Source organism: Tunicatimonas pelagia (assembly GCF_030506325.1).
Lineage (GTDB): Bacteria > Bacteroidota > Bacteroidia > Cytophagales > Cyclobacteriaceae > Tunicatimonas > Tunicatimonas pelagia.
Genome location: NZ_CP120683.1, coordinates 634,044 through 655,408, shown reverse-complemented (window position 1 = coordinate 655,408; position 21,365 = coordinate 634,044). Strand labels below are relative to the sequence as shown.

General features: G+C 47.2%; 16 protein-coding genes. 14 read left to right on the top strand and 2 right to left on the bottom strand.

Annotation, left to right across the window (positions count from 1 at the left end):
- The first annotated feature begins 100 nt into the window (after nt 1-100).
- Nucleotides 101-1,051 carry a D-2-hydroxyacid dehydrogenase gene (locus tag P0M28_RS02610; RefSeq protein ID WP_302207878.1) on the top strand — a complete coding sequence of 317 codons (951 nt, stop codon included), beginning with the start codon at nt 101-103 and terminating at the stop codon, nt 1,049-1,051.
- 28 nt (nt 1,052-1,079) lie between these two features.
- On the opposite strand, the gene P0M28_RS02605 is transcribed toward P0M28_RS02610, so the two are convergent.
- Complete coding sequence (locus tag P0M28_RS02605) at nt 1,080-1,553, bottom strand: DUF2267 domain-containing protein (protein WP_302207877.1); 474 nt, start codon at nt 1,551-1,553, stop codon at nt 1,080-1,082.
- A 215-nt stretch (nt 1,554-1,768) separates the two neighbouring features.
- Here P0M28_RS02605 and P0M28_RS02600 point away from each other — a divergent pair, with 215 nt between their 5' ends.
- The 6 genes from P0M28_RS02600 to P0M28_RS02575 all read left to right on the top strand — a co-directional run bounded on the left by P0M28_RS02600 (nt 1,769) and on the right by P0M28_RS02575 (nt 12,467).
- The gene (locus P0M28_RS02600) at nt 1,769-3,511 is read left to right on the top strand and encodes a tetratricopeptide repeat protein (RefSeq protein WP_302207876.1); all 1,743 of its coding nucleotides are present in this window, start codon (nt 1,769-1,771) and stop codon (nt 3,509-3,511) included.
- 299 nt (nt 3,512-3,810) lie between these two features.
- Entirely contained in the window at nt 3,811-6,879 is a 3,069-nt protein-coding gene (locus P0M28_RS02595; protein ID WP_302207875.1) for a SusC/RagA family TonB-linked outer membrane protein, read from the top strand.
- Between the two features lie 19 nt (nt 6,880-6,898).
- Nucleotides 6,899-8,578, top strand: a complete 1,680-nt coding sequence (locus tag P0M28_RS02590; protein ID WP_302207874.1) for a RagB/SusD family nutrient uptake outer membrane protein — start codon at nt 6,899-6,901, stop codon at nt 8,576-8,578.
- Nucleotides 8,579-8,585: 7 nt separating this feature from the next.
- Nucleotides 8,586-8,765 carry a hypothetical protein gene (locus P0M28_RS02585; protein WP_302207873.1) on the top strand — a complete coding sequence of 60 codons (180 nt, stop codon included), beginning with the start codon at nt 8,586-8,588 and terminating at the stop codon, nt 8,763-8,765.
- Between the two features lie 47 nt (nt 8,766-8,812).
- Entirely contained in the window at nt 8,813-10,204 is a 1,392-nt protein-coding gene (locus P0M28_RS02580; RefSeq protein WP_302207872.1) for a GH39 family glycosyl hydrolase, read from the top strand.
- A gap of 1 nt (nt 10,205) precedes the next feature.
- Complete coding sequence (locus tag P0M28_RS02575; RefSeq protein WP_302207871.1) at nt 10,206-12,467, top strand: glycosyl hydrolase 115 family protein; 2,262 nt, start codon at nt 10,206-10,208, stop codon at nt 12,465-12,467.
- A gap of 80 nt (nt 12,468-12,547) precedes the next feature.
- Here P0M28_RS02575 and P0M28_RS02570 read toward each other — a convergent pair whose 3' ends face one another.
- On the bottom strand, nt 12,548-13,279 hold the full coding sequence (locus tag P0M28_RS02570; protein WP_302207870.1) for an IclR family transcriptional regulator: 732 nt from the start codon (nt 13,277-13,279) through the stop codon (nt 12,548-12,550).
- A gap of 30 nt (nt 13,280-13,309) precedes the next feature.
- Here P0M28_RS02570 and P0M28_RS02565 point away from each other — a divergent pair, with 30 nt between their 5' ends.
- The 7 genes from P0M28_RS02565 to P0M28_RS02535 all read left to right on the top strand — a co-directional run bounded on the left by P0M28_RS02565 (nt 13,310) and on the right by P0M28_RS02535 (nt 21,350).
- Nucleotides 13,310-15,022, top strand: a complete 1,713-nt coding sequence (locus P0M28_RS02565) for a sodium:solute symporter family transporter (protein WP_302207869.1) — start codon at nt 13,310-13,312, stop codon at nt 15,020-15,022.
- Nucleotides 15,023-15,038: 16 nt separating this feature from the next.
- Nucleotides 15,039-16,514 carry a glucuronate isomerase gene (uxaC, locus tag P0M28_RS02560; RefSeq protein WP_302207868.1) on the top strand — a complete coding sequence of 492 codons (1,476 nt, stop codon included), beginning with the start codon at nt 15,039-15,041 and terminating at the stop codon, nt 16,512-16,514.
- A gap of 20 nt (nt 16,515-16,534) precedes the next feature.
- On the top strand, nt 16,535-17,374 hold the full coding sequence (locus P0M28_RS02555; protein ID WP_302207867.1) for an SDR family NAD(P)-dependent oxidoreductase: 840 nt from the start codon (nt 16,535-16,537) through the stop codon (nt 17,372-17,374).
- Nucleotides 17,375-17,492: 118 nt separating this feature from the next.
- Nucleotides 17,493-18,236, top strand: a complete 744-nt coding sequence (locus P0M28_RS02550; protein ID WP_302207866.1) for an RraA family protein — start codon at nt 17,493-17,495, stop codon at nt 18,234-18,236.
- A gap of 1 nt (nt 18,237) precedes the next feature.
- Complete coding sequence (locus tag P0M28_RS02545; RefSeq protein WP_302207865.1) at nt 18,238-19,230, top strand: mannonate dehydratase; 993 nt, start codon at nt 18,238-18,240, stop codon at nt 19,228-19,230.
- Between the two features lie 530 nt (nt 19,231-19,760).
- Entirely contained in the window at nt 19,761-20,549 is a 789-nt protein-coding gene (locus P0M28_RS02540; protein WP_302207864.1) for a hypothetical protein, read from the top strand.
- A gap of 6 nt (nt 20,550-20,555) precedes the next feature.
- The gene (locus P0M28_RS02535) at nt 20,556-21,350 is read left to right on the top strand and encodes a SprB repeat-containing protein (protein ID WP_302207863.1); all 795 of its coding nucleotides are present in this window, start codon (nt 20,556-20,558) and stop codon (nt 21,348-21,350) included.
- Nucleotides 21,351-21,365 lie beyond the last annotated feature (15 nt).

Here is a 21,365-nt window from a genome sequence, read left to right as displayed (position 1 = left end):
GCGGTGTTTTATTTGTCTCACATTATTGCGAGATGCGTCTGTATAATTTTTGTTAAACAATTCTGTTGAACAACTTTATACGGAATTGAACAATATACTCATGTCTGATTACCGAATTGTATTTTTAGATGCCGACACAGTAGGGGATGTTCCTAATCTGGATTGCTTCTCTGAACTGGGAACGTACACAGTGTATCCGCACACCCAACCGGAAGAGGTGGGCGAGCGAATTGCTAACCAAGAAGTAGTAATTACCAATAAAGTGAAAATTGGATCGGAAATTATACGAGATGCCAGCAGTCTTCGCTTAATTTGTGTAGCTGCCACCGGCATGAATAATGTAGATTTATCCGCCGCTCGCCAGCAAAATATTGTTGTGGAGAATGTAGAGAATTATTCTACCCACAGTGTGGCTCAAGTAACTATTGGAGTGCTGTTGCAATTACTACATCGGCACGACTACTACAATAATTTTGTATACTCCGGTAGCTACAGCCAACAGCCATTGTTCACCCATTTGGGGCATAGTTTTTGGCAGCTCAAAGGTAGGCAGGTTGGCATTATTGGGTTGGGTAATATTGGAAAACAAGTAGCCAAAATTGCGGAGGCAATGGGAGCAAGAATTGTGTATTTTTCTACATCGGGCAAAAACAATGATGCAGCTTATTCGCAACTTTCTTTAGAAGAACTGCTGCAAACATCTGACGTAGTATCGGTGCACGCTCCCCTCAATGAGAACACGCGGAATTTACTAGACTATGCTCAATTATCCAAAATGCCCGCGCATAGTATTTTGCTAAATACCGGAAGAGGGGGAATTGTGAATGAGGCCGATCTGGCTCAGGCTATTGATGAAGAAGTGATTGCCGGAGCTGCTATTGATGTATACCAAGAGGAGCCATTTCCCTTATCTCATCCGTATTTACAGGTGAAGAACAAGGAGCGGTTGCTACTGACTCCCCACGTAAGCTGGGCTAGTATGGAAGCCAGAACGTTACTCATAGACCGGGTTTACCAAAACATCCGAGCCTTCTTTAAAGACCACTCGTAGTAGTTTAGTCGACAAAATTTCTACAGGGCTAAGACAGCCAGATGCAAGTATCAGAATAAGTATACCTCAGGTTGGGGTCTTGCAAAAGCAACGCGCGGAATTCACTAGGTAAAAAAGATAGTCCTTCTCTCATCTGGCCAGGAGAAGTCTGTTGACCCAAGAAGGTAAACACTTTACGAAGTAGCTGACGCGCCTCAGTAACAGTAGAAAGAGTATGGTCACTTTGCCGTACCACTATTTCTGCTACTTGGTCTATGCTCTTAAACGACCGACTCTCTCTCGAGGAAATCTGCCACCCGTCCAGAAAAATCGCTTTAAAGGGTAAAGGGAGCATTTCATTAAACTTCACGGCTTCCTCAAAACTAGCGTGTTGCCGAATTACATCGAAGATAACTTTTAGGTGATGGTAGTTCTCGGCTAGATCAGAATGGCCGGTATGCAGTGAAAGTTTGTTAAGTAGATCATCTAGATCATGGCTAGAATGAGCTTCGGAAGTTTCCATAATAAAAGCGGTTTGTTTTAGAAAGATGAAGATTAATATACTACATTTTTGGTAAAAATACTTCTAACTTTAATCAAAAATTTGCGCTATCAGTAAATTGTTAGATAGATTACCTAAACTTTTAGACAAATATACTCATGGTGAGTAATCAATGTCGCTTTATAATATATTTCGTATCTTCGCTCGGCGACTGAGCATTTTAGATACAGAACCTGATGAAGACCGTATTCGTTTTTCTTGGACTACAATTAGCACTGCTGTCAATCGTATTGGCCGACGATAAAAAAGCTTCATTAGATAGTCTACAACAAGCACTACATCAACATCCTGAATCCGATACTGTTCGGGTTAACATATTAAATGAACTGGGGTACGAATTCTGGATTGTTGACCCGGTGCAATCTGTGCAGTACGGACAGCAAGCCTTAGTAATGGCGGAATCGCTAGGTTACCCACTCGGCGCAGCGTTGGCTCAACGCGTAGTGGGAGTGGCTCACTGGGCCCAAGGTAATTATGAAAATGGTCTATCATTCCTAATGAAATCCCTGGTTCAGTATCAGTCTTTACAAGACTCTTTAGGTATCGCTAATGTACTCCTTAATATTGGGTTAATCTACAGCGAACAACGTAGTTATGAGGAAGCTCTAGCTTACTACGAAGAGGCCTACCGTACTTTTCAGAGCTTAAAAAACACGGAGCGGCAGCTACATACGGCCATCCATATTGGTGAAGTGTATCAGGCTGAAGAAAACTATGCTTTGGCTCAGCAATTTTTTCAACAAGCACTACACTTTAGTGATTCTATTAATTACACCTACGGACTGGGTTCCTCATACCTCCGATTAGGCCAACTTTCATTAGCTACTGGAAAACTTAATCAGGCATTAGATTATTGTTATCAAGCTTTACCCTTTCAAAAAGCCCGAGAAAATATGCACGGGAAGTCGCTCACCTATTATACCTTGGGTAGTATTGAGCGGGCTAGAGAAAATTATGCAGCAGCAGAAAAGCATCTGCTGCACGCACTAAAGAAAGCCACCAAGGTAAGCTCCCGACAAAACCGGAAAGATATTTACTTGGAGCTGAAAGAAGTAGCCCAAGCTACTGGTAATTATCAGCAAGCATTAGCCTATTTTGAAAACTACCATGCCCTCCAAGATAGCCTACTTAATGCCGAAAAACTGCGGGAGATTGTTCGGTTGGAAAATCGGCACGAATTGGAAAAGAAAGAACAGCAACTCTTGGTGCAGGAGCAGTCAATGGAATTGATGCAACAGGAGGCGCAGATGCAGGATTTTTTTAGAAACGGCTTACTTATTGGTATTGTGACACTTGGCTTTATTGGGTATCTAATTGTGAGCCGACAGCGATTGAAGATTCAAAAGAATAAAGAGTTGCTCAATAAAAACCGAGAGGTCTTTCAATCTCGCCAAGCTTTGGATCAGGCTGAATTAGAAAATGCTCAGCTAAAGCAGAAAGAGTTAGCACAAGAATTAGAATACAAGAATAAAGAATTGACCAGCTATACGATTAACTTCATTCAGAAAAATGAACTGATAGAAGAGTTGAAGGTTAGCATTCAGCAAATGAAACGTCAAGCTGAACCTGAGGTCAGACAACAACTCACTTCCCTGAGTCGACTGGTAGATCATAACTTACATATCGACCGGGAGTGGGAAGACTTCAAGCGGCATTTTGAAGAAGTGCATAAAGATTTTTTTGCTCTGTTGAAGTACCATTGCCCCGAACTTTCTACCGGCGAGTTGAAGCTTTGCGCCCTGCTTAAGCTCAATATGAGTATGAAAGAAATGGCCAATATTTTAGGTATCTCGCCCGATAGCGTGAAAACAGCCCGCTACCGTTTACGCAAAAAATTAGGGCTAGGGCGGGAAGATAAATTGATTGATTTTATCATCAATTTAGAACAGAATTCGGATAATCCGGTAGTGTCTGGCTAATCGCTTGCCCTAATCATACTACGCACGGTCTATTTACTGTCTACCAACCGCTGATTCAATCATCAGTGAGGATTTACACCTTTTTGGCTATCTCCGTTTGCTTCCGAAACACCGTAGTGACTATACGTACTTTACTGCCGTAGAGTCAATCAGTCGCAGGTAGTACACCATTAAATTCTAAAGACTTTCTCGTTAAGGTGGTTTCTCTATCATTTTTGAAATGGTATAGTAAATATTTGGATAGTATTGACAAAAATTATATTATTGAATTATAAAATTAATTTTTATAATATAAAATTATGAAAACACTATGTACAACCTTTAGCTACTTCATTCTAAGCTTGCTATCTACTACAGTTTTCGCTCAAGTGCAGGGAACTATTACCGATTTAGAAGATGATAGTCCACTACCAGGAGTTAGCATCCTTATTAAAGGAACCAGTACGGGTACCATCTCTGATCTAAACGGACAGTTCCAACTAAGCCAAATCAGTTCAACCGATACTTTGGTTCTTTCGTCGGTGGGCTATGAGACTCTGGAAATACCCGTTAACAATCGTAGTCAGATTGACGTGGCTCTTTCACCCGACATCCAGTCTCTATCAGAAATTGTGGTGGTCGGGTATGGTACCCAGAAGCGAGAAGATGTAACGGGGGCCGTGGTTTCTGCCCCACTCGAAGCCTTCGAGGAAGCGCCTAATACTAATATCTTACAATCGCTTAGTGGTTCTACTCCTGGTATCGACATCGGGCAGGCAGCAGCCGCAGGCGAAGAACCCACTATTCAAGTGCGGGGGCAAGCCAGTATCAATGGGAATCAGAACCCACTGATTATTCTCGATGGGGTTTACTATCGGGGGCGGTTAGCTGACTTAAACCCTAATGATATTGCTGCTGTAGATGTGCTCAAAGATCCGAGCAGCATGGCGGTGTACGGTGCCCAAGCGGCAAACGGTGTGGTGATTGTTACTACCAAAAGTGGTAAAAGTGCTCAAGCACCCGTCATCAGCTATTCGGGCTTTTACACTACGCAGTCACCTGCCAATGAACTTACCCCCTTGGGGCGCGAAGGTTATTTGAAAGGCGTGCGTGACGTAGATTGGGAGAATGGTTATTTAGCCCCTGACTTTATCCAAGAAAACCCTGATTGGGCAATTGAAAATGATACCGGTTTATTTCCTCCCTTGCTAGAAGGTTTTGCCAGTGGTACAGACTACAGTTGGTACGATGAAGTGACCGACCCTGGTTACATCACCGACCACCAACTCAGTATACGAGGCAGTGGCGAGCATACCTCGTATTTCCTTTCGGGCGGGTATACCGACCAGAAAGGATGGATGCTGAACGATACCTACCGCCGAATTACTGCCCGAGTCAACGTCGATACTGAAATCACCGACTGGCTCACAGTGGGAGCCAATACGTTTGGGGCGTTTTCTGATTTCTCCGGTGAAAGTCCCATACTAAGCCAGATTCCTCAGATGAGCCCGCTAGTAACTCCCTACGACGAAAACGGAGAACTTGTCGTGAATCCGCTAGGTGATAATCGGTTAAACCCTTTTTTACAGAGTGCCGCCGATGATCGCGATTTACGCAATAACCTATCCGGCATTTTTTATGGTCAAATTCGTATTCCGCAAATCCCAGGGCTTAGCTACCGGGTAAACTTTAGCAATAACTACCGCTGGGAGGAACTGGGTAATGCCAATCCGTTTGATAACGGACAAGCCGGACGGGCTATTAAAATTAACCGAGCCACTTATGACTTGGTTGTAGATAATATCATCACCTATAATCGCGAACTAGGAGAGAATCACGAAATTGATGTGACCTTACTTTACGGATTCAATCGGATTAGTTTTAACGAAACCCGAGCCGAAGGGAGCAATTTTACCAATCTAGCTCTATCGTATAACAGCTTAGAGCAAGCGGTAATTCAACAAATATTTTCTGATGCCTGGGAAGAAAGGTACCTCTACCAGATGGGTCGGATTAACTACGGCTATCGTGACAAATACCTGCTAACGGCCACACTCCGCCGCGATGGGTTTAGTGGTTTTTCTGAAAATAACAAAGTGGGATTGTTCCCCTCGCTTGGCTTAGGGTGGGTATTATCGGAAGAAGATTTTCTGGCAAACGTTGCCCCGCTTAACTTTCTGAAGCTACGAGCAAGCTATGGGGAAAATGGAAACTTAACTGATCGGTATTCTTCGTTAGCCCGAATTAGCTCAGGGGGAGCAAACCAGTACGTATTTGGCGATGGCGGGAGTACAACAAATGGACAGCGGATTGCTTCACTAGCCAACCCCAATTTAAGCTGGGAGCGGACGGTAGGAATTAACGTAGGCGTAGACTTTGAATTGCTCGACCGCCGCTTATCAGGTAGTATTGACTACTACCAATCAAACACTACCGACTTACTGTGGGATTTTGTTTTACCTGAGATTACCGGTTTCAGGCAAATCAGATCGAATGTAGGCGAGATTAGCAATACCGGATTAGAAATGCTGGTGACAGCCAATGCAGTGCGAAGCACAAATTTTAGCTGGAACATACAAGCCAACTTTGCCACCAACTCTAACCGAATTGAGAGTTTATTGGGCCTGGATCGCGATGGCGACGGGCAGGAAGACGACCTAATAGCCAACAGTCTTTTTATAGGTGAGCCTATTGGTGCAGTATACGGCTACGTGATTGACGGCATCTGGCAAGTAGGTGATGAGAATATCCCTGATGGCTTTGCCCCTGGGTCATATCGTTTACGTGATCTAAATAACGACGAACAAATTACCCCTCAGGATGACCGCCAGATTCTGGGCTACCGGGAACCAGCCTATCAATTCGGTATTCAGAATACCTTGCAGTACAAGAATTTTGCCTTCAAATTTTTTATTAAATCAATTCAGGGAGGCAGTGATGGCTACCTGAGTCTGAACGATCCTTGGGATGGTAGCTACAGCACACCTGGTAATGCCCAAAGCAGCAACTGGTTTGCAGAAGTAGACTACTGGACGCCCGCCAATCCGGGAGCTACGTACCGACGCCCCGGCCCCGATGCGGCCATTAGCCAGCAACGCTTCTTTGCCCGTAGCTTCGCCCGCTTACAAGATATTTCGCTGTCGTATAACCTTGGCCAAAGTCTGCTTGAGCGTATCGGACTACAGGAGGCTAAAATATTTGTTAGCGGTAAAAACCTGCTCACTTTTACCGATTGGGAAGGCTGGGACCCGGAAACCGGACAAGGACTGGGGCCGAACCAACGCCGACAAGATAATAGAAACAATAGTGATAACCAGGATCGTAACCGAAGCAGAAGTGCCCTGCCCGTGATGCGGGGCTTTACCGTAGGCTTAAACATATCACTGTGATACCTTTACTACTATACATATGAAAATGACTTATAAATATTGGATAGTTATTCTTGCATTCGTTGGGCTGCACACCGCATGTAATGAAGATGAATTTCTGAAGGAAGAGCCGCTAGACTTCTTCAGCCCCAGTAATTCATTTGTTACGTTTGAGAACTTTGAAAGCTCTTTGATTGACCTTTATGCTCAATTACGTGAATATCGCTTCGCTAATAATGACGTGTCTAGAGCTCAATTTTACGGAACCGACATTATGTTTGATGCTCGGGAGTCAACTACGAATAACCGCTTTGGAGATTATGCGGTTACGCTAAATCCTACCGGTTTCGTTCCAGGTTGGCACTGGAACCTCCTGTACAAAATCGTAACTAGTGCCAATACAATTATCGCCCGCTTAGAAGACAATCAGGAACTATCGGCAGAACAAAAACAAGCTGTTACTGCCGAAGCTAGTTTCTTCCGTGCCTGGGCTTATCGCTATCTAGTGCATTTGTACGGAGGGGTACCCATCATCCTTGATGAGGTGACTTCACCCCGAACAGATTTCACCCGAGCCACCCGCGATGCAGTACTCGCGCAAATCGTAACTGATGCTACCGTGGCCGCCACTGATCTTCCAGGCATTGGCGAAGTAACTGCTGACGGACGAGTATCCAATCTGGCAGCTTATCAGCTATTAACCGAGACTTACCTCGCTCAGCAAAACTGGGCAGATGCCATTGCCTCCGCTACAGTGGTAATTGACGATCCGAATATGGCACTTATGACCAACCGTTTTGGCTCCCGGGCCGCAGAGCCGGAGGGTGACGTATACTACGATCTATTCCGGCGGGGCAACCAGAACCGCACCGGAGGTAATACCGAAGCGATTTGGGTAGCACAGATGGAGGTAGACGTACCGGGAGGGTTTCTTACATCAACCAACCAAGCCGGTAATACGATGGAACGTAACCACGCACCCGCCAGCTGGACATTGCAAGATCCGGATGGTAACCCAGCGGTGTTAGGGTGGCGGTCTGACCTAAACGTAGGTGGTCGGGGAGTATCTTTTATGCAGCCTACTGCTTTTTTTGAAAACACCTTATGGGAGAGCGATTTTGATAATGACCTTCGTAATTCACCCATTAATTATATTCGTGATTTTCGCTACGATGACCCGGCTTCTGTTTGGTTTGACTCTAGTGCGGTTGAGTACCCTGGCCCTAATCTATTAGCCCAAGGATGGCGGTGGTATCCTTGGCTAAGTAAAGTCACTACACCCGGGCAACACCCGGATGCCCTATATGCCAACCGCGATTTAGGCTTATTGACTGCTGCCGGAGGCTCTACCTACACTGACCAATACTATATGCGGCTCGCCGAAACCTATCTGCTGAGGGCTGAAGCCTACTTGGGCAGTGGAGATCAGACTAGCGCGGCAGCAGATATTAACGTTGTACGAAATCGGGCAAATGCTACTCCGGTAGCACCGGGTGACGTAACCATTGATTATATTTTGGACGAGCGGGCGCGGGAGCTTAGTTTAGAGGAAGATCGCCGTATCACACTTCAGAGGTTAGGCAAACTAGTAGAGCGGGTTCAATTGTACAATGCTCACAATAGCGATGATATTCAGAATTTTCATGCCCTCTGGCCTATTCCGGCGGCAGAAATTGAAGCGAACATTAATGCTCTGCTGGAGCAGAACGACGGTTATTAGCGTAACATTGATAAAGACCGCTTACCTGTATTTAGCCCTTTTTCTATTGCTATTCGCTTCGGCCAATGCCCAAACAGCTTTAGTACCGGAAGTACGGGGGGGTAGTGCAAGTGTACTCCCCGAATATCAGGAACGAAATATGCGAGATAGAGAGGTAGGCAGCAATCTATCGGAAATAGAAGAATAGATGACCGAGAAATTATTCCACACGTTGCTATGAACAACCAATTGATATTGAGAATCCTCATTTTTTTACTCTTACCCTGTTTGTCAGGATTAGCCCAATCGGCTGGTTTTAACTTCGTAGGCAAAGTTTCGCCACGCCACGCGAAAGACATTCAGGCGTCCAGCTGGTCGATAGGTGCTGAGACGATGGATCGCGACTATACCATTTATAACAATTGGAAAAAATACCTAGGGCCGTTAGGCATTAAAAAGGCTCGCCTTCAGGCGGGTTGGGCAAAGACTGAATACAAAGAAGGTCACTACAATTTCGCTTGGCTAGATAGTATTATTTACGATATGGTAGACCAGGGAGTAGAACCGTGGCTCAACGTAAGCTACGGAAACCCGCTGTACAGTGGTGGCACCAAGCTGGGGGCCGCCATGCCCAAAGATTCTGCTTCTATCGCTGCTTTTGCCGCTTGGGCGAAGCTGCTGGCTGCCCGTTACGGTGAGGTAATTGACGAGTACGAAATCTGGAACGAAGGTATGCACCACAACCGAAACACGGTAGAAGATTACACCAAACTGTACGTAGCCACCGCAGAGGCCATTCGCTCGGTGCAACCAAAAGCGAAGTTGCTCGCATTAGCTATTGCCGGAATTCACCCCGAGCAGGCAGATAGTTTCTTGGCTGAAATGCAAAAACGGGACAAACTGCACCTGGTTAATCAGATTACGTATCACCCCTACCGACAGAATCCTGATGAAGTGTACGAAGAAGTGTTGGAGCTTCGAGCGGTAGTGAACCGCTATGATCCCCGTATCACCATCCGGCAGGGCGAAAATGGAGCACCTTCGCAGTACCGCCGCACCAAAGCCTTAAGGAACTATCCCTGGACCGAAACCTCCCAAAGTAAGTGGGCCTTACGACGCATGTTGGGAGATCTGGGGCGGGATATTGAGACATCCTACTTTAGTATTGTAGACCTAAACTACCCCGATGAAATCAATCGGAAGGGTACCCTGGAATCGGATACGACTAAAAAAGTCGTCAAAGCCAAGCCGGTTTACTACGCTTTACAGAATCTGGCAGCCATTTTTGATAATACTTTAGCTCGCATCTCGAACTACGCGTATACCACCTCGGCTGATTCATCGCTTTCATGCTTTGCCTACCAACACAAAGCTACGGGGCAACAGGTAATCACGTTCTGGATGGATGATAATGTGCCTTCTGATTCGGAAGAGTATCAAACAATGGATTTCAGTGTTTCTGGAGGAAATTTCAACGAAGCCGTATGGGTAGATGTACGTACGGGCGAGGTGCGCGAGATTCCCGAGGAAAATATTCGGCAGGAAGGCACGCAGTATACATTTAGTAGCATTCCCGTTTACGATTCTCCGGTGCTCATTGCCGACAAAGCACTAATTCCACTGACAACCCCTAACAGCGGTCAATGATATGAATCAAGCGGATGAAACGACTAAGCTAAGGTTTAGCAAGAAATATTCCCCCTTTTTTAAAGGAGGCCGCCGTGAAACGGGGGAGGGGGGATTTCTTTCAAAGAGCCTAACCAATATAAATCTATCGTTGGTTCTAGTATTAGTAATCAGTACGTTGGCTACCTGTCAGGACGCTGCTCCCGCTTTGATACTGGTTGATAATACACAGTCAACTAATATTTATCTGCCAGAAGGTACTTCCAACCCTGTTCGCTTAGCAGTGGATGATATTCGGTCAGATGTTGAGAAGATCACCGGAAAACAACTGCTGATTTCCGAAAAGTTAGATACTACCGCTTCGCAGATGCTAGTATTCAATTTGGCAGATGAAATCCAACGTGGCGAGGCCATCCGATTACATCCCGATTTAGATACTTTAGTAGGAAAATGGGAAGCATACGTAGTGCAGAATATATCCGTGAACGGTAAGCAACATTTGCTGATGGCGGGCAGCGACGAACGGGCTACCATGTTTGCTATCTATCACTTTGCCGAAGATTATCTAAGCGTCGATCCAACCTACTACTGGAGCGGGTTGGAACCCACTGAACGCGAACAGCTCGCTTGGGAAGAAGTACGTATCGTGCAGGATGAGCCGACTTTTCGCTTCCGGGGCTGGTTTATTAACGACGAGGACTTGCTCACCGAATGGAAAAACGGTGGTGGTGCCCGGAACATCGATTATCGTTTCTACAGCCAGGTAGTGCACCCGGAAGTGATTCGTCCCGCACTGGAAACAGCACTGCGTTTACGTATGAACCTGATTATCCCCGCTAGCTTCGTAGACATCCGCAATCCGCCCGAAGAGCGGCTGGTGGCGGAAGCGGCTCAGCGAGGCTTATACGTCTCCATGCATCATATCGAGCCACTGGGCGTAAGTGCCTTTGGCTACCAGAACTATTGGCAAGAACAAGGCGAAGAACCGTTGTTCTCCTTCTACAGTGAACCGGAGAAGGTTACCCAAACCTGGCAAGAGTACGCTCAACGCTGGGCGAAGTACCCGAACGTAATCTGGCAGACCGGTTTGCGGGGCATTGCCGACCGTCCGATGTGGATGGCCGACCCGGGTGTACCTCAGTCTGATGCCGATCGGGGACGTATTATCTCGGAAGCTATTCGGGTACAGAGTGAAATTGTGGATACGCTAGATGAGGGCAAAAATCCTATTTTATCTACCACCCTCTGGGCCGAAGGGGCGGGACTGAATCAGGCCGGGCATCTTACCTTTCCCGACAGTATGATTATCATTTTTGCTGATAACAGTCCCGGCTGGCGGTGGCAATCGGACTTTTACGAAACCGAACGTAATCCAGCCAACCGATACGGAGTGTACTACCATCATCAACTCTGGGGTTCTGGCCCGCATCTGGTACAAGCCGTACCGCCCGCTAAAACTTACGAGATGTTTGAGGAAGCAGTCGAGCATCAAGCTTCGGATTACGCTATCATGAACGTATCCAACGTGCGGGAGTTTGTCCTGGGTATAGAAGCTTCTGCGGAGATGCTGTACGACATGCAGTCGTTTGAGGTAGCTGCGTTTATGTCGCAGTGGTTTGTAGCTCACTTTGGGGAGCAGGCCGAATCGGTACAAAAGCTCTACCAACGGTTTTTTGATAGCTACCAGACGCACAAAACTTTGGGCGTGCCTCTGCTGCTGGATGGTCAGATCCGTTCGTATGGTTACAAAGTATTGAATCGCCTCAAAATGCAGGTGGAACAACCTGAAAAATATCAAGAAATATTGGCGCAAGAGGCCACACCCACGGTAGAATCCATCTGGGCTAGCCGTCATCTATCGGATATGCATCCGGCCAATAGTTTACCGCCCGAAGAAGTATTGGTTCCGCTTCAGCAGCAAATCCAAAGTTTGGAGGGCATGGAGGGGAGTCTGGAACAGGCAGCTAGTCAACTAAGCGGTGACACCTTGCTGTTTTTCCAAACCAACCTAGTAGCGCAGCATAAAATACTGTTGGAACTGAATCGCTGGCTGGAAGCTGTGGTTTTATCTCGCTTAGCGATGGACGAAAATAATGCGATGGCGGCCAGTATGCACTTGCTGCGGGCGGTAGAATTTCTGGAGCGAGTAGAAGAAGCGAAGAAAATTGCTTCCCAAGGTGAAAAGTGGCAGCACTGGTACCGAGGCGATAAGAAAATGAACATTGCCGGAATGATAGAAAGTACTAAGCAAGTACATCAATTGATGGTTGAAAGGTTTTCCTAAGTAGCTGGGAGCAGGGGGTGTGGAGCTGGGAGTAATTATTCTAAACCCCCTGCGCCTCGCTCCCGGCACCCCGCTCATTATTAAAGGGTTTGATTGATCTGCTCGGCGGTTTGTCGTAGAGCACGGATAATCTTGTCGCGATGAGTATCGGTATAGCGAAGTTCGGGAAGAAAAACACCCAAGGCGGCTTCTACCCGTCCTTGCTGGTACAACGGCACGGCTAGTCCTACAATCTGCCGACTGGTATGATCAATCGCTAGGCCAGCTTCGCGTAGTTGAGCTAGGGCCTGGAGTAATTGGGCTTCGGTGGCGATGCCTGACCAGACCTCTTCGGCAGGAAGACCGTAGGTGCGGGCAAAACGCACCTGCTCGGCTTCTGGCTGATAGGCCAGGATCAGCCGTCCGGTAGCCGAATCGTATACCGTTCGGTCTACGTTGCCTCGGGCCTGAATGTCGCGATCGCACTCCACGGAGTGCAGCGTAATCCGGCGATCATTCACCACGATGGTGAGCAGTGAGGTCTCGTTGATGGCTTGGGTAAGTTGCTGCATCGGGAGGTCAGCGGCAGCAATCAGGTCTCGCTTGTAGGCTTGGTTGCGGGTGAGGTGATAAGACATGGCTCCGAGCCGATAACCTTTTTTATGGCCTACCTGCTCAATGTAGCGGCGGGTGACCAAGGTTTTAAGAATATTAGCACAAGTGCCGTGATTCAACTGGTGATGATCGGCAATTTCGGTCAGTGTATATTCCCGAGTGGGATGCTGAGCGATGAATTCTAAAATATTGAGCGCACGATGAAGGACTTGAATCATGAGCACGAAGATAGAGAATCTAATACATAAATGACGAATACCATTCAAACGCTGGATTATGTTGCCATTGCCATCTACATGGCATTTATGGCGGGAATTGGCATCTTCTTCGGGTGGTACGTCAAGGATATTGGTCAGTACTTCAAAGGTGGAGGTACCATTCCTTGGTTTGCCGGGGGCATTAGCAATTTTATGTCGATGTTTAGCACCTTCGTATTTGTGGCCCACGCCGGTATTGCCTACGAATACGGATTGGTAGCTTTGTTAATTATTTGGTCGTCGGTGCCGCCCATGCTGATCGCGGTGGCCTACTTTGCCAAGCGATGGCGGCGAGCCGGGATTTCTTCTCCGGTAGAGTTTATGGAAGTACGCTTCAATGCTTCCGTCCGGCAGGTGTTCTCCTGGGGAGGCGTGCTATTCCGGCTGCTGGAAAATATGGTGCGCTTGTACGCGATCGGCCTATTTATCGCCGCAGCCACTCCGCTGAGTCTGGATGTAGCCATCATTGCGGCTGGAGTGATTGTGGTGGTCTACACGGTGACGGGCGGACTTTGGGCGGTAATTGTTACGGATGCGGTACAGTTTATCGTGCTGATCTGTTCTACCCTGATTCTGATTCCACTAACGTTCGAGGCTGCTGGCGGACTAAATCAGATCATCAATACCGTACCGGAATATTTTACCCTGTTCAATGGCCCGAAAGGAGCACCATTTTATTTATTAGCCTACTATGTGATGATTGCCATTAAATTCAATGGTAACTGGGCGTTCATTCAGCGGTTCTACAGCGTGAAGAACGAACAGGCCGGGCGAAAGATGGGAGTAGCTAGTGCCGTATTATTTCTGGTTTTTCCCTTACTATTCTTACTGCCACCCATCGCTGCCCGAGTGATTTTACCCGAACTAAGCAATCCCGAAATGGCCTACGTGAGCGTTGCCCTGGAGGTGTTGCCCACCGGCATCATGGGTATTTTGTTGGCTGCCATGTTCGCTGCTACCATGTCGTCGCTAGACTCAGAATATAACGTAGTAGCTAATGTGATTACTAATGATATTTATAAAAGGAAAGTGAATCCAACCGCCTCCGACCGCAAGCTAATGAACGTAGCCCGAGTGGTTACTCTGCTAGTGGGTGGACTTGTGATCGGGGGGGCGTTCTTTATTGGTGTGTTTGGCGGGGCGTTTGAAGCCAATAAGCTACTTACTGCCTTGTTCGCCATTCCACTCATTATTCCGGTGGTGATGGGAGTACTATTTCCTCGTCCGAAGGCCAGCGGAGCCATCGCCAGCTTAGTAGTGGGAGTGGCGATTGGACTAGTACTCAACTATTTGCCATACTTTTCTTGGGAGCTATCTACCCTTACTGCCATCGCTGTCTGTCTGATCATCTTTTTTGTTTCAGGTTACGTAGGTCAACGAAAGCCTGAGCAAGAACAGTCAGTGCGGCAATTTTTCCAACGGCTAAGAACCCCGGTACCTGTTATTGAACAAGCGGTGATTGATCCAGGGTTTTATCGCTCAATCCGGTTGCTGTTTGCTATTGCGTTGGTGTGTACCGGACTTTTGTTTATTACTATGAGCATACCCTCTATCGGTATGCTAAGTGGTCAATTAACCTTGATCGTTGGGATGGTATGTTGTACTTTAAGTGCTATGACTTACTGGTTGTCAAAACGCAAAACAAAAGACCAAAGGTCTGCTTTGGCGGGTAAACCTGCGGCGAAAAAAACGGCTCAACGATGATAATTGAATGACGAAGATGAGTTTTATCCATACCGATTTTCTACTATCCAATAGTACAGCCCGTGCGCTATTTCACGACGTGGCTCACAGCTTGCCTATTATTGACTATCACAACCATATTGATCCGGTAGCTTTGGCCGAGAACCGTCAGTACGAGAACCTTACCCAGCTTTGGCTCAGCCTTGATCCGTACAAGCATCGCCTGATGCGGATCAACGGAGTACCGGAAGATAGAATTACGGGAGAGGCATCGGATTATGATAAGTTTATGGCCTGGGCACATACCTTACCGCGAACGCTTGGCAACCCGCTTTATCACTGGAGTGCGCTGGAATTGCAACGGGTGTTTGGTATAAAGGAAACGCTCACCGAGGAAAATGCTCAGATGGTTTGGCAAGCGTGTCAGGAACAATTACAGCAAGAAGAATTTCGGGCAGCTAATCTTATCAAACGTTGGGGCGTAGAAACGATGTCTACTTCCGATGATCTGCTGGACGATCTACAACCTCATCAGCAGGCGACCTTAACCCATTCGCTGAATGTTTACCCATCATTACGAGGAGATACGATACTGGCTTTTTCCAGCCAGCACTACCGTGCGTGGATTAAAGAATTAGCGACACAAACCGGACTAACTATACGAAATCTAGAAGATTATCAAACGGCCATCCAACAGAAGATTCATGACTTTGATCAGGCTGGGTGCCGGTTGGCCGATCATGCCCTAGACCCTGATTTTTACTTTGCGCTACCCAGCGAAGCACAGGCAATGAATTATTTTCATCAAATAATAGCTGGTAATAAACTTAACCAGCAAGAGAGTGTGCAGTTAACTTCTTACTTACTCAATTTCTTGGGAAAGGCTTACGCCGAACAGGGCTGGATACTACAATTGCACATCGGAGCGCAGCGACAGACCAGTACTCGCCTGAAAAAGATAACGGGCGGAGCGGGTGGCTTCGCCGGTATCGGCCACGCTTGTGACATTGATAGTTTATGTCGTTTTCTGGATAGTCTGGAACAGGCCGGACAGTTACCCAGAATGATTTTGTATACGCTAAACCCTTCCGATTACGAAGCTCTGGCCTCTCTTACCGGCTCTTTTGCCGAAGACGGAGTAGCCGGAAAAATTCAGCTAGGGCCAGCCTGGTGGTACAACGATCATTACGAGGGCATTCAGCACCACCTAAAAGTGCTAGCCAACTACGGAATGCTCAGTCGGTTTCTGGGCATGACCACCGATTCGCGCAGTCCGCTCTCCTTCTCCCGACATGAGTATTTTCGTCGGGTACTGTGCAACACACTAGGTACCTGGGTCAAAGAAGGTCATCTGCCCAATGACACTAAGCTGCTATCGGAGCTAGTGCAAAACCTCTGCTACGAAAATGCTCAACAGCATATGAAATATGGAAACAAAACAGAGAGAGAAGGTAAGAGTGGAGCCAGGGTAGATTGCAATCCGCCCGAACGAATAACCAATAATAGTAATTGAACCATAGAACAAGCGAATAGATGAACCAATCTGATCATAAAGTAGCTGTAGTCACCGGAGCGGGCGGAACGCTCTGCTCAGCAATGGCCAAAAATCTGGCAAAGCAGGGCTATCGAGTAGCTTTACTGGGGCGAACGTTAGAAAAGTTACAAGCGGTAGAAAAAGAAATTCAGGCCAGCGATGGCATAGCCATTTCTGTCATCGCCGATGTGGCTGACGAGGCTGCGATCCGAGAAGCCCATCAGACAATTACCCAAGAGTTGGGCTCTTGCTCAGTACTGATTAATGGAGCTGGCGGTAATCAAAGTGAAGCACTGACCAACATTCCAGCTTACGACGAGCGAGAGTTGCTGGATGACGATTCGGTGAAGGGCTTCTTCAATCTGGACATGGGTGTTTTTCAGAGTGTCATTGACATCAATACGATGGGCACGGTGATTCCTTGCTTTGTATTTGGGCGGGGTATGGCTCGAGAAAAGCGAGGTAACATTATCAACTTTGCTTCCATGACGAGCTATCGGCCCATTACCAAAGTAGCTGCTTACGCAATGGCCAAGAATGGGATTGTGAGCTTCACCCAGTGGCTGGCTGCTTACCTGGCTCCGGTCAATATTCGGGTTAACGCCATTGCTCCCGGCTTTTTTCTGAACGACCGCAGCCGAAAGATTATGTTCAACGAAGACGGGGGGCAAACCGAGCGCGCTCAGAATATTATGCAGCAAACCCCAATGAACCGCTTCGGCGAAGCTAAGGAGCTACTGGGCTGTATGAACTGGCTGATTAACGATCAGAATGCCGGATTTGTAACGGGAATTACCGTACCGATAGACGGAGGATTTTTGTCCTGCCCAGGAGTATAGTACAATGTACAGAGAACAATGAGCAATGTGCAACAGAAAGTTGGCAGTGGATGAATAACCAAGGATTGATGACTGTGGTCTGTCGACCGTGGACTAAAAACAATCAAACAATAGAACTATGAGTACTGAGCAGTATAAAAAAGAAGTAGGCATGATGAACCTCGAGAAATTAATTGAGGAGCGAGAGTATATTTCCGCCGAGCCCTTTCCTGTTCCGGACAAAGAATTATTACAGCGTTTCGAACAGCTTTATACCGGAGCGGTCAATGATGTACTTCGGGAGTTCGCGCTGCTAAACCAAGCTCTGCCCCGCCGAATTATTCCGTTACGCGAATATCGGACCGTGGCGGGCATCGCATTTACTGTGAAGAGTGCACCTAACGCTAAGATTACCGGAGAGATGGAATTTCGTGCTCAGATGCTGGACGAGATGTCCGCCAATGCTTTTGTTGTCTGGGACACTAGCCGTGACCAAAAAGCCACCCTCTGGGGGGGAGTGATGACTGCCACCGCGAAGGGTAAGCAAGTCAAGGCGGCTTGTATTGACGGGGGCATCCGCGATACCCATCAGATTTTGGAAGCGGACTTTCCAGTGTTTTATGAGTACCGGATTTCTAACGGTAGTTTGGGTCGGTGCCTTATTACTCACTACCAAGTACCCTTACAAATTGATGATGTTACTATCAAACCCGGTGACGTGGTGCTGGGTGATATTGATGGTGTATTGGTCGTACCGCGAGCCATTGCGTACGAGGTGCTTACCCGAGCGGAGGAGATTAAGGAAAACGAAAAGAAAATCTTTGGCTGGGTGAAAGAAGGACAAAGTGTGAAAGACATCACTGACAAGGGAGGATATTTTTAGCATGATCATCACGATGTTACTGCCACCCCGCTACGACGAGCGAAAGTGGGTTCTAGCTCGGCAAGTGGGAGTAAGCCACGCCATCACCAAAGCGATGCCGAGCCTATCGGGCAAACCTGCTCCTTACGACTTGGCTGCGCTTCGCTCTATCCAGCAAGAATTTAGAGAAGCAGGCTTTACGCTCTACGGTCTGGAAGGCGATCAGTTTGATATGCAGCCGATCAAGCTGGGCTTAGATAATCGCGATGAGTGGATTGACCGCTACCAGCAGATGCTGCGTAACATGGGTCAACTAGGCATTCGTCTGCTCTGCTATAATTTTATGGCCAGCGTGGGTTGGTATCGCACTCGTACCGATGTAGTCGAGCGGGGTGGTGCCCTAGTAAGCGAATTTGATATACAAGATGCCAAAGAACTAGTTCCTGAGGAAGAGCTGGTAAGCGAAGAAGATTTATGGAGAAACCTCTATTATTTCTTAAATGCCGTACTGCCCGTTGCTCAGGAAGCAGGAGTAGAAATGTCGTTACATCCCGATGATCCGCCCGTCAGTCCGCTAAAAGGAGTAGGCCGAATTCTGACTTCGGCGGAAGCCTTTGAGAAAATATGGCAACACTATCCGATAGCGGCCAATAAAATTACCTTCTGCCAGGCCACCTTCAAGCTAATGGACGAAGACTTATATGCTTTATCAACCAAATGGCTCAACGAAAAGCGGATCAACTACCTTCATCTGCGCGATGTGACTGGAAATAAGTACCACTTCCGAGAAACTTTTCATGACAACGGGCCTGCTCCGATGGCCGAACTGCTTCAGCACTACGCAAGGTGCGGGTTCGATGGCCCGCTACGTCCCGACCACGCTCCGGTCATGTACGGCGAATCACAAGGGACGTTTGACAGCGGACTATCTACGGGCTACGAAGTAACCGGAAAAATCTTCGCTATCGGCTACATTAAGGGAATAGGAGAAGCATCGGGCATTACCATCAATTAGCCCAGATAAGCAGAGATACTCAGCTATCTGTTGACGGTGTTCTTGCCTGAAATGATACCGTATAGCGTATCTGCTAGGCATACTTTCGCAACTTTATATATCAGTTTGATGTAAAAGGAACTTCTTTTGCACATAGCATTCTGTAACCCTGCTAAAAATCCTGTAAAACAAAGTGTACAAGCTATTGAGGCACATCTCACCCCCTCAATTGAGTAGTTTATATTCCTGAAAAGCAAGTGTGGTAAGCAACATAAGTATTTGATTTTAAACTACTTACATAAGTAATAAGGCTCTGAAACTTAGCAATTTTAACACTCCTGAGTTTTGCAGTTAGAATAGTCTTGTTCACTTTTCGTCTACCTGATATTTCCCCGTTGTTCACCTCCTGTATACCTGAAAAATTTAACTACTGAGCGAGGTTGGCGTACATTTGTCCCAGACAATAACGCAAAAACATTGGCCTAACCGATACACATCAGTCAGGTCAAAAAAATCTTTAATTAATTTATTTAATCCAAACAATTCATCTCATGAAATCTCTCAAAACACTATCAGTACTTTTTACAATGTTCAGTTTATTATTTCTCTTCTCTGCTTGTAGTGAAGAAGACGATGCCACTCCGGATCCGGCAGATGCCACTCTCCAAATAGAGCTGGCTAACGACAGTAACCTAGGGTCATATTTAGTGAATCAAGATGGGCGGGCCTTTTATTTCTTTAGTCGCGATGTAGATGGAACCAGTGCTTGCGAAGGCGGTTGCCTGGACACTTGGCCAGCATACTACCAAGCCGATTTTGAAGTTGGCAGTGGTCTGGATCAATCAGACTTCGGAACCATTACCCGGGCCGATGGGGAGATGCAAACCACCTACAAGGGGTGGCCACTCTACTACTATTCGGGTGACACCGGAGCTAATCAGATCAACGGGGAGGGCATTGGTCAAGTGTGGTTTGTTGCCAAACCCGACTACACACTTATGCTAGCCACACAAGTAGTAGAAGCGGTAGGAAGCGACCCAATCTCTTATCTGGTAGATGCCGAAGGTAATAGTCTGTACTACTTTGAAAATGACGAAAATAACGTAAGTGTATGTACCGATGGGTGTCTGGATGCTTGGCCTGCCTTTAATGAAGTGGCTAACGTAGTACTTCCTTCTACTTTAAATCAGGGAGCGTTCGCGGCAATTGATCGGACAGACGGTGGGCAGCAGCTAACCTACGCCGGACGCCCTATCTACTTCTTTGCCCAAGATGCACAACGCGGCGACACTAACGGAGCTGCTGTCCCAGCCTGGACTATCTCACAATTACCCGGATAATCAACAATGAGAAACTTATTTCATACCCTAGTCCTCACTTCTTTCATTCTGGCACTACTATACTCGTGTACCTACGAGGTAGTGCCAGAACCTCAGAACTGCGATAACGCGCCTGCACTTCAGTTGCTAACCGTTACCGACGCCGACTGCGGTTTAGCCTCAGGTGCGGTGCAGGTAGAAGCCAGTGGGGGAGAAGCCCCCTACCTTTTTCGTATCAACGACGGCAGTGAGCAAAGCGATGGTCTATTTTCTGGCTTGAGTGCCGGGAGCCACATCATTACCGTAGAAGATGCCAATGGTTGTGAAGGAACCCTAGAGGTACAAGTAGCGAACCGCGACGGGGTGAACACCACGGTAGCTAAAGTAGACGCTAGTTGTGGTTCAACCGATGGCCAGATCAACGTGTCGGCCGAGGGAGGAGCGGCGCCTTACCAGTTTCGTATTAACGATCAGCCTTTTCAGAGCAACCGTATTTTCTCAGGGCTAGCCCCCGGTGAGTACGAAGTAATAACCCAAGATGCCAATGGCTGCGAGAGTGTACAGACCGTACTGCTATCCAGCGGAGTAGCTTTTGAAGCAGTAGAAACCATTGTGAAAAATAACTGCGCGCTGTCTAACTGCCACGATGGTACCATATCACCTGATTTTAGAACCGCAGCAACCATTCAGAACCGGGCTGCCCGGATTCAAGCTCGGACTGCTAGTAAGTCAATGCCCCCGGCTTCTAGCGGAAGAGAGCTTACCGACCAGCAAATTCAGGATATTGCATGCTGGGTAGGCGATGGAGCCAGCACTGAGTAACAATTAGCAAGGGTT